Genomic DNA, 15455 nt, shown 5'->3' on the forward strand with positions numbered 1-15455 from the left:
AATCCTGTATTGAACCAGAGGCTCAATCAACGCTCAATCAGTGGTAAATACATATTAATAAGCCACTAAATAGCTAACACAAAAAAGCCCAGACTGTATTTACAGCGCTGAGCCTTATTTTATCACTTTCGTGTACTGGGCGTAGTTTTATCTGATTATCTAGTTTTATTCGCTTATATCATTAACTAATGATAGTCAGTTAATCAAAGTAGCGATTTAATACGTCGAGACATGTTCTTCGCTCTCAGTACCATCTATCACTTCGGCGTCATCTGCTGTTGCTATCGCCACATCGTCATTATTACCCACTGCCATGCCATCATCGGCACTAGCAACTGCAATATCATCACCTTCGCCTGCTGTCGCAACACCAGTAGCTTCATCCTCTACTGCTGTTTGTGCATCAACGGCTGGAGCAGTTTCCATAGGGGCTTCCTCTTTCTTACCGCAAGCGCCCAATGTCAATGCCGCGGCAACCAAACCAACTGTCAGCAAGCTTTTACGCGTGGTGTTGTCGATAGTGTCATTTCTAATAGCCATTTTTATTCTCCATCATTATTTCATTTATTGAATTGTATTTGACGAGCAACCATTCGTTCATGAATGTCTGCCCTTTAATTGCTTTTTGATGCATCGTTAAGCTCTACTAGTTAAGCTCTACTATACGTATGATTAATGCTAGCTACCTTAGTAGTTACAACGCAGTTCTGTTAAAACCACGTAACCGCAAACTTGCATTTCTGCTTTCTCTAAAACGGTGCTTGTGTCATGAAATGGCAAGGACTCAGTAATGGTAAAGTCAGTAAAATGACGCGACGACTATGCTCATAAACGCTATGTAAAGCAGGCACTGTTCACAAAATCATCTTTACTATCGCCTCAATCTCCTCTATGTTAAATAACATAATACCTGATAGGTATCTAAATCATCTTTTTGCCACACTTTCGCCTTTTTGGGCGCTTTCATTTGCTTAAAACATTTATAACATAAGGAAAATAATTTATGAGTCAATCGAATACCACAGACGTTACTGCCTATATGCAAGCTGTCGGCAAGCAAGCAAGAGCGGCTTCTCGTGTGCTGGCTGCGGCAAACACTGGTGACAAAAACTCAGCATTAATGGCGATTCATGATGTGTTAAAAGAGGCCAAATCAGATATTTTGGCCGCCAATAAAACCGATATGGATAATGGACAAAACAACGATTTAGAGGCAGCCTTACTGGATCGCTTAGAGCTAAATGATGCCCGCTTTGACGGCATGCTCCAAGGGTTAAAAGACGTCGCTTCATTACCAGACCCTATCGGCGAAGTCACCGACATGACCTATCAGCCATCAGGGATTCATTTGGGTAAAATGCGGGTGCCGCTCGGCGTGGTCGGTATGATTTATGAGTCGCGCCCTAACGTGACCTTAGAAGCGGCTTCATTGGCGCTAAAATCAGGCAACGCTATTATCTTGCGCGGCGGCTCTGAAGCGTTTGAATCCAATCAAGCGATTGCCAAGTGTATCTTGGAAGGACTACAAAAAGTCGGGCTGTCTGAGCACAGTGTGCAAGTATTACAAACGACGGATCGTGCTGCTGTCGGCGAGCTGATCACCATGACAGATTATGTCGATGTCATCGTGCCACGTGGCGGTAAAGGTCTGATTGCGCGTATCAGTAACGATGCAAAAGTACCTGTAATTAAGCATTTAGACGGTAACTGCCATACCTTTATCGATAGTGATGCGGATGCCGAAATCGCCATCAAGGTCAGCGTCAATGCAAAAACCCATCGCTACGGTACGTGTAATACTATGGAGACGCTATTGATCGACGAATCAGTCGCGGGTGAGCTATTGCCAAAGATTGCCGAAGCCATCATCGCCGCTGATGATGCGATGCAATTGCGCCTTGATAACAAGTCGCAAGCCATCTTAAATGACAATGCTAAGCTTGCTGGACATCTGTCTGCAGCCACTGCTGAGGATTGGGATACCGAATATTTAGCGCCTATCTTAGCAGTAAAAGTTTTGTCAGGTATTGACGAAGCCATTGAACATATCAACACTCATGGCAGCCATCATACCGACGTTATCATTACCGACAACTATACCAAGTCGCAACGCTTCATCCGTGAAGTCGACTCGGCGAGCGTCATGATTAACGCCTCTAGCCGTTTTGCCGATGGCTTTGAGTATGGATTGGGTGCCGAGATTGGCATCTCGACCGATAAAATCCATGCTCGTGGTCCAGTAGGACTTGAAGGTCTCACCTCACAAAAATGGATCGTGTATGGTCATGGTGAGACTCGCGCCTAACGTCTTATCGCTTAGCCTATCATCCACTCTCTCATTTAACGTATAATCCACAAAAAAACGCCAGCTCAATTGCTGGCGTTTTTTAGTAGTGTCAAATATGTTATATATGCGGCATCAAAACCATATGTATGATAGAAGTCATGCGGCACGATAACAAAACAGGCGATAGGAAAGTGGGCTTATGCAGAGTGGTAAAATCAAGCACTGGAATTCAGATAAAGGCTATGGCTTTATCGATGTAGACAATCAAAGTGAAGACGTGTTTTTTCATGTGAGTAAAGTGCGATTATCACAGCCGATAACCGTTGGTCAAAGCGTCTATTTTAATAGTGAGCGTAATGATAAAAACCAACTACGAGCCACTGAAGTCACTTCCAACGAATTGAGTATTTTAGCCACTCCAAACTCAAATATAACCAATCACTATTCAAATACTGGCAGCCGAAACAACTCTACTGATAATAACAAAAACCCGCGACACACTACCCCTGACAATAGCCATCATCAGCGTGGCAATCAAAACAAGAGAAGCTTAGGCTCTACCCTATTTAGTGTGATTGCCCTTATTGCCGTCGCTGTTTATTTTTTTGGTGATTTGTCGTCTGGGTTTTTGACCGATAGTATTAACCCAACGACGGTATCAGAAACTTCATCAGAGGCACAGCCAGCAAAGACAAGCGGCGTCACGGGCGATGCTCAGATAGACAATACCATTGCCCTTATACAACGAGGCGGGCCTTTTCCTTATCCTCATAAAGATGGCACGACATTTTATAATCGTGAGAGCAGATTGCCCGCGCAGTCGCAAGGCTACTACCGCGAATATACCGTGCCTACCCCTGGCGTGTCACATCGCGGTGCACGGCGTATCGTCACAGGTGGTCATCCACCGACCGTATATTACTTGACCGTTGATCACTATGATAGCTTTCGCAGACTGGACGTAAAATAATATGAGTAAAGCCATCCACTATATTAATCTGGGTTTTGACCAAGATATTAACCAAAAAACTACAGCACTAAATGCTAGCATGCCCGCTCAGACTGTTAACATACCGGTAGACGAGATACTCAATAAAACCACATTATTAACAAACTTAGCCAATGCCTGTGATTTTCCCAGCTATTTTTCACATAACTGGGATAGCGCATGGGACTGTTTAACGGACAGCGAAGTGACTCACCTGATGCTGGATCTAACAGCGGTGAAAAAAATAAACACCGAAGATTTTAATGTTTTCAAAAGCATCATTGAAGATGCTTACAGAGATTTTAGCAAGCCGCAATTATGGGTTATTATGCCGTCCGTGGATGATGCCTAGTCGCCAATCACCACACAAACCTGAATTCGAGATAAAACCATATTTATCCCGAATTCAGGTTAATTTATTTTTATAGAAAGGATTAATATATGGAAATTACCCTAAACGGCTATTACACGCTGATACTAGCCACTCTAGTGCTGCTGCTTGGGCGCTTTTTGGTCAAGAAAATTAAATTCTTAGAAGATTTTAACATTCCAGAGCCTGTTGCTGGTGGTTTGGTCGCGGCAATAGTGGTCTATATTCTAAATATCATTTGGGGATATAGTTTTAACTTTCATCAAGGATTACAGACGGCTACCATGCTGATGTTTTTTGCCTCTATTGGTTTGAGTGCTGATTTTAGTAGACTCAAAGCTGGTGGTACGCCATTGTTGATTTTTACCATCGTTGTGTCCGTTTTTATCGTCTTGCAAGATGTCGTTGGTGTGGCCATGGCAAGCGCGTTGGGACTTGATCCACTACTTGGATTAGTGACAGGTTCTATCGCCCTGACTGGTGGTCACGGTACGGCAGGTGCTTGGGGTATCACCTTGGAGCAAGATTACGGTGTGGTCGGTGCAACGACACTTGGTATCGCCGTTGCCACCTACGGCTTAGTCGCTGGTGGTATCATTGGCGGTCCTGTGGCCCGTCGCCTGATTCAAAAGCTGGGGTTAAAACCAACGCCCGCCAATCCCAATCCTAGTGACATCGAAAAAGTCGCTGGTGCGCAGTCGCTTTATAGCACCAAACATGATGAAGATTCGGCGAGTAGCAATAAAGAAATTTTCGAAAGACCTGACAGCATGCGCTTTATCACCGCCTCTTCTACTATTGAGACATTGGCATTGTTTGCCGCAGCGTTGGCTTTCGCCGATGTCATGACGCTTGTTGCCCAAGGCACGTGGTTTGAGCTACCTACCTTCGTTTGGGCGTTGGCAGGTGGTGTGATTATTCGTAATGTCTTAACCACTATCTTTAATTTTGATATGTTTGATCGCTCTATCGACGTATTTGGTAACGCTTCTTTGAGTCTGTTCTTAGCCATGGCGCTGCTGTCATTGAAGCTATGGCAGCTGACTGATTTGGCAGGTCCTGTGTTGATTATCTTATTGGTACAGACGGTCATTATGGTTGTTTATGTCTATTTCATAACCTTTAAGGTGATGGGTAAAGACTATGATGCAGCGGTCTTGTCAGCTGGACATTGTGGTTTCGGTATGGGTGCGACGCCAACGGCGATTGCCAATATGCAGGCGGTCACGGATCGCTATCTGCCTTCGCCTAAGGCGTTTTTGATTGTGCCAATGGTTGGTGCATTCTTTGTCGATATCGTCAACGCGACGATCTTGCAGATATTTACTAAACTGCCGTTTATGTAATTTTATAAGCAATAAAGTCGAATTAACCTGAATAAGGCTGGGCTACGCTATCGTAACCCAGCCTTTTTTATTGGTTATTCAACCTTCCTATAAAGATATGATTGAACTAAGCTAGATCATTACCTAGTATTGAGAGAATGATATGAGTAAAGACAAACTTATCAAGTTATCGAAGGAAGAGGAAGAAGCGCTGTTAGATAATTTGAGAGATTATATGAGCGAAGAGTTTGATTTGGATATCGGTAATTTGCCTGCCAAGTTCTTATTCGATTTTATGGTGGACTTGATCGGCTCTAAAATATATAACCAAGCCATCGATGATGCTGAACCTTGGTTATATGAGAGATTTATGGGCATATTAGAAGACAGTCATGCGCTGAAGAAGGATTAGTTTGTGTTGCGTCAAAACATTGTCATTTTACAAAAAATGAAAGCTAGATTAAAACATAAGCTCAACCCAAATCTCAAAAACTACTACCAATTTTAATCACAAAAAAACCGCCTAGCCATTCAGCTGAGCGGTTTTTCACATCAAACTAAGACGCTCAAGTTTTAAAGTACTTCAAGTAACAAATACTTAACGCAAATTTTTATATATTAAAGCGTAAACCTAACCACATTGAGCTTGTTCTCTTCTGCAAACTCAAATAACTTATGAACATGATTTAAATTCTCAAGAAACGTATTCAAACCTTCTTGGCTCTCTGCTTCGTGGTAACCGATGTCGTGTACCAATTTTTTTAAGTCTGTCGCGGCAAACGCTTTGACAATCTTAGGCACGACGGCCACATCATATAATAGCCCGTCATGCTGCTCATGCAGAGGCGTGTTGTCTGCCAAAAATAACAGATCGCACAAGGCGTAATGTCCCTCTCCCAACAGCTCAATCAATTCTTCCGTATAGTGTTCAAAAGATGCTTGTTTCACATCCAAGTATTGGTTGTCACGATTTTCTCTTAGCTCATCAAGTGTAATACTACCATTTAGCATACTTGCTAAATTTTCCTCACGAACACTACAAAAACAAAATGACATAGATGTAGAAATAGGCATCGTACTCCCCTTATCTCTTATTAAAAATAAAAACCACCTAGCAGAAGCTAAATGGTTCTTTCTTCAGTTCAATGAGATTGTATAAAAGATAGGTCGCAGGTTAAGTAATCAATAGCGAGTATTATTATGTAAGTAAGATAAGTAAAACCCACAGTCTTGACTGGTTTGCTCATCTGTCATTTTAGCGCTTTTCTTTATACTGAATTTTCACCTGCTACAGATTATTAATCGCGTTTCACTGAATTATCTAGCTAGTTTATCTAGCATGGTCGAGAGCCATGCATTGTTATCTGCAATAGACGTGTCCCCTAGTGCTAGGATCTCATCAGCCGCTTGCACAGAGTCAGGATGATCAATCATCGCTTCTTGTATATACGTCTGTCCATGCGACACCATATCTACCATACTCTTGTTAGTCACTTCAAAATGACATTGCCAACCAAGCACCCACGTACCTAATTCTTTATGCTTTGATGTTTGATAAACAAAACCTTGATTGGCCCAAGTATGTGACGTTGCTATTGGCATCGCGCCTTTGGGACACTCAAAACCATCGCCATGCCAATGAAATACAGTGAATTCATTCTTTGGCAAATCTGCTAGCAGCGGATGCGCAAGCCCCTGTTCGGTCAATTGAATGGGCAGCCAGCCAACCTCTTTTATGCCTGATGGCGCAACTTTCGCCCCCAAGCTATCTGCAATCAGTTGTGCACCCAAGCAAACACCAATCACGGTTTTTCCGTCATTAATACTTTGCTGAATGAAAGATTTTTCATCAGCTAGCCACTGAAAGTCACTTTCATCATGAATGCTCATTGGTCCACCCATAACGACTAACCAATCAAAACTGTCTTGCGCGGGTAATGGTTCATTTTTATAAAAACGTGTGACCGTAATACTATGGTCTCGATTATCTGCCCACTGCTTGATATGGCTGAGCTCTTCAAAATCAACATGGTAAAGAGCATGAATTCGTAGCATCATCAAATTATCCTTTTATTAAAAAAATAAAAACCGCCTAGCAAACGCTAAGCGGTTTTTTACTTTATACAACGCTTAACAAGCGCTGGCTAAAATAAAGAGAAACGGCTTACTGATTTTTTTCGTAAACTGGTAGCTCTTTGCAGATCGCTTCTACTTTACCGCGTACTTCAGTAGCGACGGCTTCATCACCGCGGCTATCTAGTACATCACAAATCCAACCTGCCAAATCACCCGCTTGCGCTTCGTTGAAGCCGCGAGTAGTGATTGCTGGCGTACCGATACGAATACCAGACGTCACGAACGGAGATTTTGGATCATTTGGTACGGCGTTTTTATTCACAGTAATATGCGCATCGCCAAGCCATTTGTCCGCCTCTTTACCCGTCATTTCTTGCTTAACAAGGCTGATCAGCATGAGATGATTTTCAGTACCACCAGAGATGATTTCATAACCGCGGTCTTGAACCACTTTTGCCATCGCTTTAGCGTTTTTGACCACTTGCTGCTGATAAGTAGAAAAGTTATCTTCTAACGCTTCTTTAAAGCAAACCGCTTTTGCCGCGATGACATGCATCAACGGGCCACCTTGGTTACCTGGGAATACGGCAGAATTGAGCTTTTTAGCAAGTACTTCATCACGCGCCAAAATCATGCCTGAACGTGGGCCACGTAGGGTTTTGTGCGTAGTCGTCGTAACCACATCAGCGAACGGTACTGGGTTTGGATAAACACCACCAGCAACTAGACCAGCAACGTGTGCCATATCTACTAGCAAATAAGCACCAACTTCATCAGCGATTTCACGGAAACGCGCCCAATCGACTACCTGTGAATACGCTGAAAAACCAGCAATAATCATTTTAGGCTTATGCTCTTTTGCCAAACTTTCAACTTGGTCATAATCGATAAGACCAGTGCCTTCGACCAAGCCGTACTGTACGGCATTGTAGTTCAGACCTGAAAAGTTAATGTGTGCGCCGTGAGTCAAGTGACCACCTGCGTCTAAGCTCATGCCTAGTACGGTGTCATTTGCTTCAAGTAACGCTAAAAATACGGCAGAGTTTGCTTGGCTACCAGAATGTGGCTGGACGTTGACGTACTCAGCACCGAACAACTCTTTTGCACGATCAATCGCCAATTGCTCTACAACGTCTACATGCTCACAACCACCATAATAACGCTTACCAGGATAGCCTTCAGCGTATTTGTTGGTTAGATCTGTGCCTTGCGCTTCCATCACTGCTTGCGAGCAGTAGTTTTCAGACGCAATCAATTCGATATGGTTTTCTTGACGAACGCTTTCTGCAGCCATCGCTTCAGCAAGTACTGGATCAAAATCTTTGATAGAAATATCTTTAAACATAGTGATGTCCTAGGTAGTGACTGTCATTGAAAAATGTCGTTGAAAAGAAGCTTATAGGCTGCCCACAATAAAACAATTACTGTGTCAACGTCGCTCAAAGTACCAGTGGTACTTTTACGCTCAGTTTTATGGTATGACCATTATTGTGAATTGAGTCTATTAGCAAAGATAAGTAGGAGTAAGCAGAGGCAATAGGCCTGTCATTAACTTGTCCAATTCGGCAATAAACTCGATACGCGCTGGCATCAAAATCATCGCTAAACATTAAGTGTAACATGAAAATTTGTGCGGTGAGCGCAAAAAAACCTCACTGTAAGCTGAGTGAATTAAATGGTGATATAACGCAGATAAATAGCCAATAAAATAAATGGTTTACCGCTATCATATTGCTCCTAGCCTGTTGTTGGTCAGCAGATTAGTAGCAATCTTTATCTATTGACTGGCTACTTAACGGATATTTAACTGTCAGTAGTGACAAATGCTGGCAAGAAAGTTTCGCTGATCAGCAGCTGGCGACCATACCAATCGTAACGTGTTTGCCGTTGCCAGCCCTCACTTGTCTGCTGGATAAAACGCTGATTGGGCAAAGTCCGACTGCGTTTAAATAACACATAACCGATGGGTGTACCTTTGAGCTGCTGTAAACGGCGGGCGTGACCTTTGAGACTGGGTAACGGAAAGATACTTTGCGCGGCCACCCACGGATACTCGTCATTACCATACAGTTGCGCTTCACGCACCCATGCTAGCATGGGACGATTTAGCATGGCACCTGTGACATTCAATTGTTTTTTTTGTGCCAATGACAGCAATCGGTAGCCCTCAAAGCTACGCTCCACGCGCAAGGGCTGCCCTGCTTTCACCTCCAACACCGCCGTGAGAGAGCCTGCGACATTGAGCCACGAGAGTAGCTCACTAGGAGGAGACAAATGGGTAGGACAAAAAAATTGAGTACTGGACATAGTTAACGGCTAATAGTGACATAATAATAAAAAAGAAAGCGAGCGTTAGGCGTATTAAGCAAAGACTATTGATTGATATCAAAGGCTGGCATATTATCCGCATTAAAGGGCAATGCCTCAAACGCTTGCTGACGATACTGCGCCATATGCGCACGGTCTTGGGCACAAAAATTGGCGATAGCTGGCACAAAACGTGGATCATAAATACGGTGGATAGAGTGTGTCGTCGTTGGAATAAAACCACGAACCAGCTTATGCTCGCCTTGCGTACCCGGATCAAAATACTTAAGCCTTTGCTCGATGGCAAACTCAATACCTTGATAATAACACAGCTCAAAGTGTAAGCTGTCGTACTCACCCAGTGCCCCCCAATAGCGACCATAAAGAGTGGCATTTTCGCTATGGCGATCATCGTATAAAAACAAGCTACTGGCGATAATTTCTCCAGAGGCATCTAACGCTTGTGCGAGCATTAAGTGCTCAGACATAGTCGCTGCCAGTGCCATAAAAAAATCTATTGTCAAATAAGGCTGTTGTCCACGTACTGCATAGGTCATCACATAACAATGATAAAAGGCTTTCCAGTCCTCGTCAGTAATAGCGGCACCGCATTTACGTTGGCAAATGATGCCTTGCTCAGCAACCTTACGACGCTCAGCACGGATGGTTTTGCGCTTTTTGGCTTTTAGCGTCGCTAAGAATGCTTCAAAATCAGCAAACGGTTGGCAGTCTTGTAGCAAGTCTTTATTTTGCCATAAGAACTGGCAGCCTTGACGTTCCAGTATGGGCATGTCAATTGCGGTTGATTCTAAACCATTATCTTGAGCGGCTAGCAAATGCGCTATATCAATATCCGTAGGCATAGATGCCGTGGCAATTGTAGCCAATTCAGGCGTGATGAATAATCCATGCCAGCTTGAGGCACCTACTTGCTGAGCAATATCATCGATGCCTGCGATAGCTGTCTTTATAATATCGGTGGTTAACGTCTCACCTTTTGCCAACCAAAGCCGCTGACCCGTAATCGGTGTATAGGGCACGCTGGTGACCAGCCTTGGATAATAATCCACCCCATAGCGCGCATAGGCTTCTGCCCATGAATGGTCAAACACAAACTCGCCGCGGTGATGACCTTTGAGGAATACTGGCAACACCGCCACAGGATGCGCGACTGTTTGCGCAGCTTCGTTAATCGCAGAATGGTTTTCGCTATGGTCAGCGTGGTCTATCGAGCTGTCGCTCTGACTATCTGCGACACGATGTACCAACACAAATATCGGCAACCAGCCTGCCTGCTCACCAATCGCGCCAGTGTCGGCTAACGCTTGCCAAAAAGCAAACGACATAAAAGGGGTATCGGGGGTTTGCCAGTCTGTTTGACTCTGCCAGCTGGTGTCATTGAGTAATGCATATTGTAAACTCATAATACTCACTATTTATTTTTATATGGGCGTAGTTTTTTATACCTTGTTTCGTATATGACTGGCCTAGCAAAATTCTACTCAAACTCTGTCACAATTATGCTCTCATAATTTTCAGATATTACGAATAAAATAGATAACAATGCGCTCTCGACAATAAAAGCTACCCCAGTAAAATCATCTCTAAAAACATAGATAATTTGGTTTGTCAGCTCATGTCTGACAGAAGAGTAAGAATCACTTAGTCGTGACTCATATCTATGATATGACTGGCAGTTTTTTGAATAATGATTGTATTATTCATTGTTTTATGACGAATATTAGCAGGCAGTGTTTGTATAGAAAGGATGAAATTTTTATCGATGACTGGTAGAATAAGGCTCTTAACAGCTTAATGTAATTAAGACATATTAGAAACAACCGAAAACACTACACTTAGTTCATTATGCGATATTGACATCGTATCAGATTTATAATCAGTTAACTATGATGTAGCGTCCGCACTCTATTTTTAAGTCATTCATATGAGCAGGTCGTTCAGACAAGACAGTCAAACTGCCGCTTAACGAAGAAAAATTCTAAGCAGACTCGATGGTTTTCAAGAAACTGGCTACAAAAAACTCGCGACACATTATTTAGTATCGTTGCATGATCCATTATTACGTCAGAGCTGCATGGAATTATTAACTTATATTTGAGCCTTATTATTAATTACAACTAAAAGGAATGCCCAACTAATGTCTAAAATTATTTATACAAAAACTGACGAAGCACCAGCGCTAGCAACCTTATCATTTTTACCAATTGTAAAAGCTTTTACTCAAACAGCAGGCATCGAAGTTGAAACCAGCGATATCTCTGTTGCTGCCCGTGTGTTGGCTGAGTTTCCAGAGTACTTAACGGAAGAGCAGCGCGTTCCTGATAATCTGGCTGAGCTGGGTCGTCTGACTCAAGATCCAGACACCAATATCATTAAACTGCCTAATATCAGTGCTTCTGTTCAGCAGCTAAAAGCTTGTATCAAAGAATTGCAAAGCAAAGGCTACGCTATCCCTGATTTTCCAGATGATCCTAAGACAGAAGAAGAAGAAGAGATCCGTAAGCGTTATGGCAAAAGCTTGGGCAGTTCTGTCAACCCAGTATTGCGTGAAGGCAACTCAGATCGCCGTGCACCAAAAGCGGTTAAAAACTATGCACGCAAGCATCCACACTCTATGGGTGAATGGAAGCAATGGTCACAGACCCACGTGTCGCACATGCACAGTGGCGATTTCTATGCTGGTGAGCAATCTATCACTTTAGATAAAGCACGTAGCGTACGTATGGAACGCGTGGCTGAAGATGGCACTATTCATGTCTTCAAAACAGGCATTGCCTTGCTGGATAAAGAAGTCATCGATTTAATGTTTATGAGCAAAAAATCACTACTTGAGTTTTATGAGCGTGAAATGGAAGATTGCCGCGAAGCTGGTATCTTGTTTTCACTGCACGTAAAAGCCACGATGATGAAAGTATCGCATCCTATCGTGTTCGGTCATGCGGTCAAAACTTATTATAAAGATGCCTTTAATAAGCATGGTGCTTTCTTTGACGAGCTAGGTATCAACGTCAACAACGGCATGGCAAGTTTGTACGAAAAGATCGCTGAGCTACCTGCCAGTAAACGTGAAGAAATCGAACGCGATTTACATGCTTGCCAAGTGCATCGTCCACGCCTAGCGATGGTTGATTCATCAAAAGGCATCACCAACTTTCATTCGCCAAGTGACGTGATTGTTGATGCGTCTATGCCTGCAATGATTCGCTCAGGCGGTAAAATGTGGGGCGCTGATGGCAAAATGTATGACTGTAAGGCGGTCATGCCTGAGTCTACTTTTGCGCGTATCTATCAAGAAATGATTAACTTCTGTAAATGGCATGGTAACTTTGACCCAACGACGATGGGTACGGTTCCTAACGTTGGTTTGATGGCGCAAAAAGCCGAAGAGTATGGCTCGCATGACAAGACTTTTGAGGCGAGTGGTTCAGGATTGGCTCGTATTGTCGACGAAGATACTGATGAGGTATTGCTTGAGCAGCAGGTTGAAAACGGCGACATCTGGCGCATGTGTCAGGTTAAAGATGAGCCTATCCAAGATTGGGTAAAACTTGCGGTACGCCGTGCTCGTGAATCAGATACGCCTGTTATCTTTTGGCTAGACCCTTACCGTCCACACGAAAACGAGCTGATCAAAAAAGTTCAAACTTACTTAAAAGACCATGATACTACAGGCCTGCATATTGAAATCATGTCACAGGTTCGTGCGATGCGTTATACGCTAGAGCGCGTTGCCCGTGGTCTGGATACTATCTCTGCGACTGGTAATATTTTACGTGATTACTTGACTGACTTGTTCCCAATCCTAGAGCTTGGCACAAGTGCAAAAATGCTGTCAGTCGTACCACTCATGAAAGGCGGCGGTTTGTTTGAAACGGGCGCTGGTGGTTCTGCACCTAAACACGTTCAACAGTTGTTAGAGGAAAACCATTTACGTTGGGATTCATTGGGTGAGTTCTTAGCTTTGACCGTGTCTTTGGAGCATTTGGCCAGTCACGATAACAATGCTAAAGCGCAAATCTTGGCGGATACGCTAGATACGGCGACAGAAAAACTGTTGTTAAACAATAAAGGTCCTTCACGTAAAACAGGTGAAATCGATAACCGTGGTAGTCATTTCTATCTGGCGATGTACTGGGCACAAGAGCTTGCGGCACAAGATAAAGATGCTGATCTTAAAGCAAAATTTGCACCACTGGCAGAAAAGCTTGAGAGCAACGAAGCTGCTATCGTCAAAGAGCTAAATGAAGCTCAAGGCAAGCCTGTCGACTTAAAAGGTTACTACTTGGCAGACGAAGCATTGGCTGAACAAGCGATGCGTCCAAGCACGCTATTCAATGCAGCAATCGCCTCATTGTAATTGAGTTGTGTGCTAATACAGCAGACAGCTGGGCTTAATTTTCTTTACTTATAAAGACTTTTGAACCCAGTTATGCAAAATAAAAATACCGCTTAGGTATCAGACTTAAGCGGTGTTTTTTATGCTTGAACATAAGATAGTATGTTTAAAACGTTACTTTTAAAATATCACTGATAAACAGCAAAAAACTGCCAATAAAAAAGCCACCTACATAACTTTAGGTGGCTTTTTGACATTGCTATGTTCAGCGATACTTTTGTGAATATTGATACTTTTATCAATACTATAAAATTCTAATAACTGCTGACTCAGTTCTATATACTTTTTAAACATCCATGTGCTTGATAACCGCTTTACCAAACTCAGAAGTACTGAGCAAGATAGCATCTGGCATGAGGCGCTCAAAGTCATAAGTGACCGTTTTATTAGCAATCGCACCTTGGATACCACTGATAATGAGATCAGCGGCTTCTGTCCAGCCCATGTCTCGTAACATCATCTCAGCTGATAAAATCAATGAGCCAGGATTTACTTTATTCTGACCCGCATATTTAGGTGCTGTGCCATGCGTTGCCTCATAAACTGCAATTGCACCGCCTTTGTTAGCGCCCGGTGCGATACCAATACCGCCCACCTCGGCTGCTAGGGCATCTGAGATATAATCACCGTTTAAGTTTAGCGTCGCAACGACTGAATAATCCGCAGGACGCATCAAGATTTGCTGTAAAAAGGCATCAGCAATAACATCCTTGATAATAATATCATTGCCTGTTTTTGGATTTTTCATTGTCATCCAAGGACCACCATCTAATAATTCTGCATCGAAGCGTTCTGCGGCCAGCTCATAGCCCCATTCCTTAAATGCGCCTTCGGTATACTTCATAATATTGCCTTTGTGCACTAAAGTCACACTGGGCAAATCATTATCGATAGCATGTTGAATGGCTTTACGTACCAGACGCTGCGAGCCTTCTTTGGATACTGGCTTGATGCCGATACCGCAATCATCATCGAAGCGGATCTTCGTAACGCCCATCTCTTCTTTTAAGAATTTGATTATTTTCTTAGCATCCTCACTGCCCGCTTTCCATTCGATACCTGCATAGATATCTTCTGAATTTTCACGGAAAATAACCATATCTGTCAGCTCAGGATGCTGAACAGGACTTGGTACACCTTCAAACCAGCGAACTGGGCGCTGACACACATAGAGGTCAAGCTCTTGACGTACCGCTACATTCAATGAGCGAAAACCACCGCCAACTGGCGTGGTCAATGGGCCTTTGATACTGATAACATAGTCTTTTAAAATCTCTAGCGTCTCGCTTGGCAGATAGTCACCATCATATATTTTAGCGGCTTTTTCGCCAAGATAAGCCTCCATCCAAATGATGGACTGTTTGCCATGATAAGCTTTTTCCACTGCCGCATTGACCACTTTTATCATGACCGGCGTGATATCGATCCCGATGCCATCGCCTTCAACGAACGGGATAATAGGATGATTGGGTACATTTAGCGAAAGATCAGCATTTACGGTAATTTTTTCGCCGTCTCTTGGGACGATAACCTTCTCATAAGACATGGATAAAACTCCTTGGTTGTATGTTAGATATCGCAAGCATCCTTAGCACTCTGTTATGCTAGCCACTCTATTATGATTATTTATACCGCTTTAAACGCGGGCTAGCCAAACTAAAAACTTTGAGCAATAGGTAAGTTGC

General features: G+C 43.2%; 13 protein-coding genes. 6 read left to right on the plus strand and 7 right to left on the minus strand.

Going from position 1 to position 15455, the window contains the following annotated elements; genetic code table 11:
• Positions 1-216: 216 nt before the first annotated feature.
• Positions 217-540 (minus strand): hypothetical protein, encoded by a 324-nt coding sequence (locus INT03_RS04125; protein WP_193007752.1) that lies wholly within the window; start codon positions 538-540, stop codon positions 217-219.
• 463 nt (positions 541-1003) lie between these two features.
• Here INT03_RS04125 and INT03_RS04130 point away from each other — a divergent pair, with 463 nt between their 5' ends.
• The 5 genes from INT03_RS04130 to INT03_RS04150 all read left to right on the plus strand — a co-directional run bounded on the left by INT03_RS04130 (position 1004) and on the right by INT03_RS04150 (position 5382).
• Positions 1004-2305, plus strand: coding sequence for a glutamate-5-semialdehyde dehydrogenase (locus INT03_RS04130; RefSeq protein ID WP_193007753.1), 1302 nt, complete (start codon positions 1004-1006; stop codon positions 2303-2305).
• Positions 2306-2486: 181 nt separating this feature from the next.
• A complete protein-coding gene (locus INT03_RS04135) occupies positions 2487-3257 on the plus strand; it encodes a ribonuclease domain-containing protein (RefSeq protein WP_193007754.1) in 771 nt (256 codons plus the stop codon).
• A 1-nt stretch (position 3258) separates the two neighbouring features.
• Positions 3259-3627 (plus strand): barstar family protein, encoded by a 369-nt coding sequence (locus INT03_RS04140; protein ID WP_193007755.1) that lies wholly within the window; start codon positions 3259-3261, stop codon positions 3625-3627.
• Between the two features lie 89 nt (positions 3628-3716).
• Positions 3717-4991, plus strand: a complete 1275-nt coding sequence (gene gltS, locus INT03_RS04145; RefSeq protein WP_045453577.1) for a sodium/glutamate symporter — start codon at positions 3717-3719, stop codon at positions 4989-4991.
• Between the two features lie 142 nt (positions 4992-5133).
• On the plus strand, positions 5134-5382 hold the full coding sequence (locus INT03_RS04150; protein ID WP_055123463.1) for a DUF2164 domain-containing protein: 249 nt from the start codon (positions 5134-5136) through the stop codon (positions 5380-5382).
• A gap of 206 nt (positions 5383-5588) precedes the next feature.
• On the opposite strand, the gene INT03_RS04155 is transcribed toward INT03_RS04150, so the two are convergent.
• From INT03_RS04155 to INT03_RS04175, 5 genes are all read right to left on the minus strand, one after another.
• Positions 5589-6044 (minus strand): hypothetical protein, encoded by a 456-nt coding sequence (locus tag INT03_RS04155; protein WP_193007756.1) that lies wholly within the window; start codon positions 6042-6044, stop codon positions 5589-5591.
• Between the two features lie 243 nt (positions 6045-6287).
• Positions 6288-7028: a type 1 glutamine amidotransferase gene (locus INT03_RS04160; protein WP_193007757.1), complete on the minus strand. Its 741-nt coding sequence runs from the start codon at positions 7026-7028 to the stop codon at positions 6288-6290.
• Positions 7029-7134: 106 nt separating this feature from the next.
• The gene (glyA, locus tag INT03_RS04165; RefSeq protein WP_055123466.1) at positions 7135-8391 is read right to left on the minus strand and encodes a serine hydroxymethyltransferase; all 1257 of its coding nucleotides are present in this window, start codon (positions 8389-8391) and stop codon (positions 7135-7137) included.
• Between the two features lie 458 nt (positions 8392-8849).
• Positions 8850-9353 carry a chorismate--pyruvate lyase family protein gene (locus INT03_RS04170; protein WP_193007758.1) on the minus strand — a complete coding sequence of 168 codons (504 nt, stop codon included), beginning with the start codon at positions 9351-9353 and terminating at the stop codon, positions 8850-8852.
• 65 nt (positions 9354-9418) lie between these two features.
• Positions 9419-10777, minus strand: coding sequence for a GNAT family N-acetyltransferase (locus INT03_RS04175; protein ID WP_193007759.1), 1359 nt, complete (start codon positions 10775-10777; stop codon positions 9419-9421).
• Positions 10778-11511: 734 nt separating this feature from the next.
• On the opposite strand from INT03_RS04175, the gene INT03_RS04180 reads away from it, so the two are divergent.
• Positions 11512-13731 carry an NADP-dependent isocitrate dehydrogenase gene (locus INT03_RS04180; protein ID WP_193007760.1) on the plus strand — a complete coding sequence of 740 codons (2220 nt, stop codon included), beginning with the start codon at positions 11512-11514 and terminating at the stop codon, positions 13729-13731.
• A gap of 325 nt (positions 13732-14056) precedes the next feature.
• On the opposite strand, the gene icd is transcribed toward INT03_RS04180, so the two are convergent.
• On the minus strand, positions 14057-15316 hold the full coding sequence (gene icd, locus INT03_RS04185) for an NADP-dependent isocitrate dehydrogenase (protein ID WP_055123470.1): 1260 nt from the start codon (positions 15314-15316) through the stop codon (positions 14057-14059).
• Positions 15317-15455: the final 139 nt, after the last annotated feature.

The organism is Psychrobacter sp. PG1, assembly GCF_014897815.1.
Lineage (GTDB): Bacteria > Pseudomonadota > Gammaproteobacteria > Pseudomonadales > Moraxellaceae > Psychrobacter.

What these genes read in the sequence shown, in the direction of transcription:
- INT03_RS04125 (WP_193007752.1), bottom strand. Translation starts at nt 540, where the DNA reads ATGGCTATTAGAAATGACACTATCGACAACACCACGCGTAAAAGCTTG.
- INT03_RS04130 (WP_193007753.1), top strand. Translation starts at nt 1,004, where the DNA reads ATGAGTCAATCGAATACCACAGACGTTACTGCCTATATGCAAGCTGTC.
- INT03_RS04135 (WP_193007754.1), top strand. Translation starts at nt 2,487, where the DNA reads ATGCAGAGTGGTAAAATCAAGCACTGGAATTCAGATAAAGGCTATGGC.
- INT03_RS04140 (WP_193007755.1), top strand. Translation starts at nt 3,259, where the DNA reads ATGAGTAAAGCCATCCACTATATTAATCTGGGTTTTGACCAAGATATT.
- gltS (WP_045453577.1), top strand. Translation starts at nt 3,717, where the DNA reads ATGGAAATTACCCTAAACGGCTATTACACGCTGATACTAGCCACTCTA.
- INT03_RS04150 (WP_055123463.1), top strand. Translation starts at nt 5,134, where the DNA reads ATGAGTAAAGACAAACTTATCAAGTTATCGAAGGAAGAGGAAGAAGCG.
- INT03_RS04155 (WP_193007756.1), bottom strand. Translation starts at nt 6,044, where the DNA reads ATGCCTATTTCTACATCTATGTCATTTTGTTTTTGTAGTGTTCGTGAG.
- INT03_RS04160 (WP_193007757.1), bottom strand. Translation starts at nt 7,028, where the DNA reads ATGATGCTACGAATTCATGCTCTTTACCATGTTGATTTTGAAGAGCTC.
- glyA (WP_055123466.1), bottom strand. Translation starts at nt 8,391, where the DNA reads ATGTTTAAAGATATTTCTATCAAAGATTTTGATCCAGTACTTGCTGAA.
- INT03_RS04170 (WP_193007758.1), bottom strand. Translation starts at nt 9,353, where the DNA reads ATGTCCAGTACTCAATTTTTTTGTCCTACCCATTTGTCTCCTCCTAGT.
- INT03_RS04175 (WP_193007759.1), bottom strand. Translation starts at nt 10,777, where the DNA reads ATGAGTTTACAATATGCATTACTCAATGACACCAGCTGGCAGAGTCAA.
- INT03_RS04180 (WP_193007760.1), top strand. Translation starts at nt 11,512, where the DNA reads ATGTCTAAAATTATTTATACAAAAACTGACGAAGCACCAGCGCTAGCA.
- icd (WP_055123470.1), bottom strand. Translation starts at nt 15,316, where the DNA reads ATGTCTTATGAGAAGGTTATCGTCCCAAGAGACGGCGAAAAAATTACC.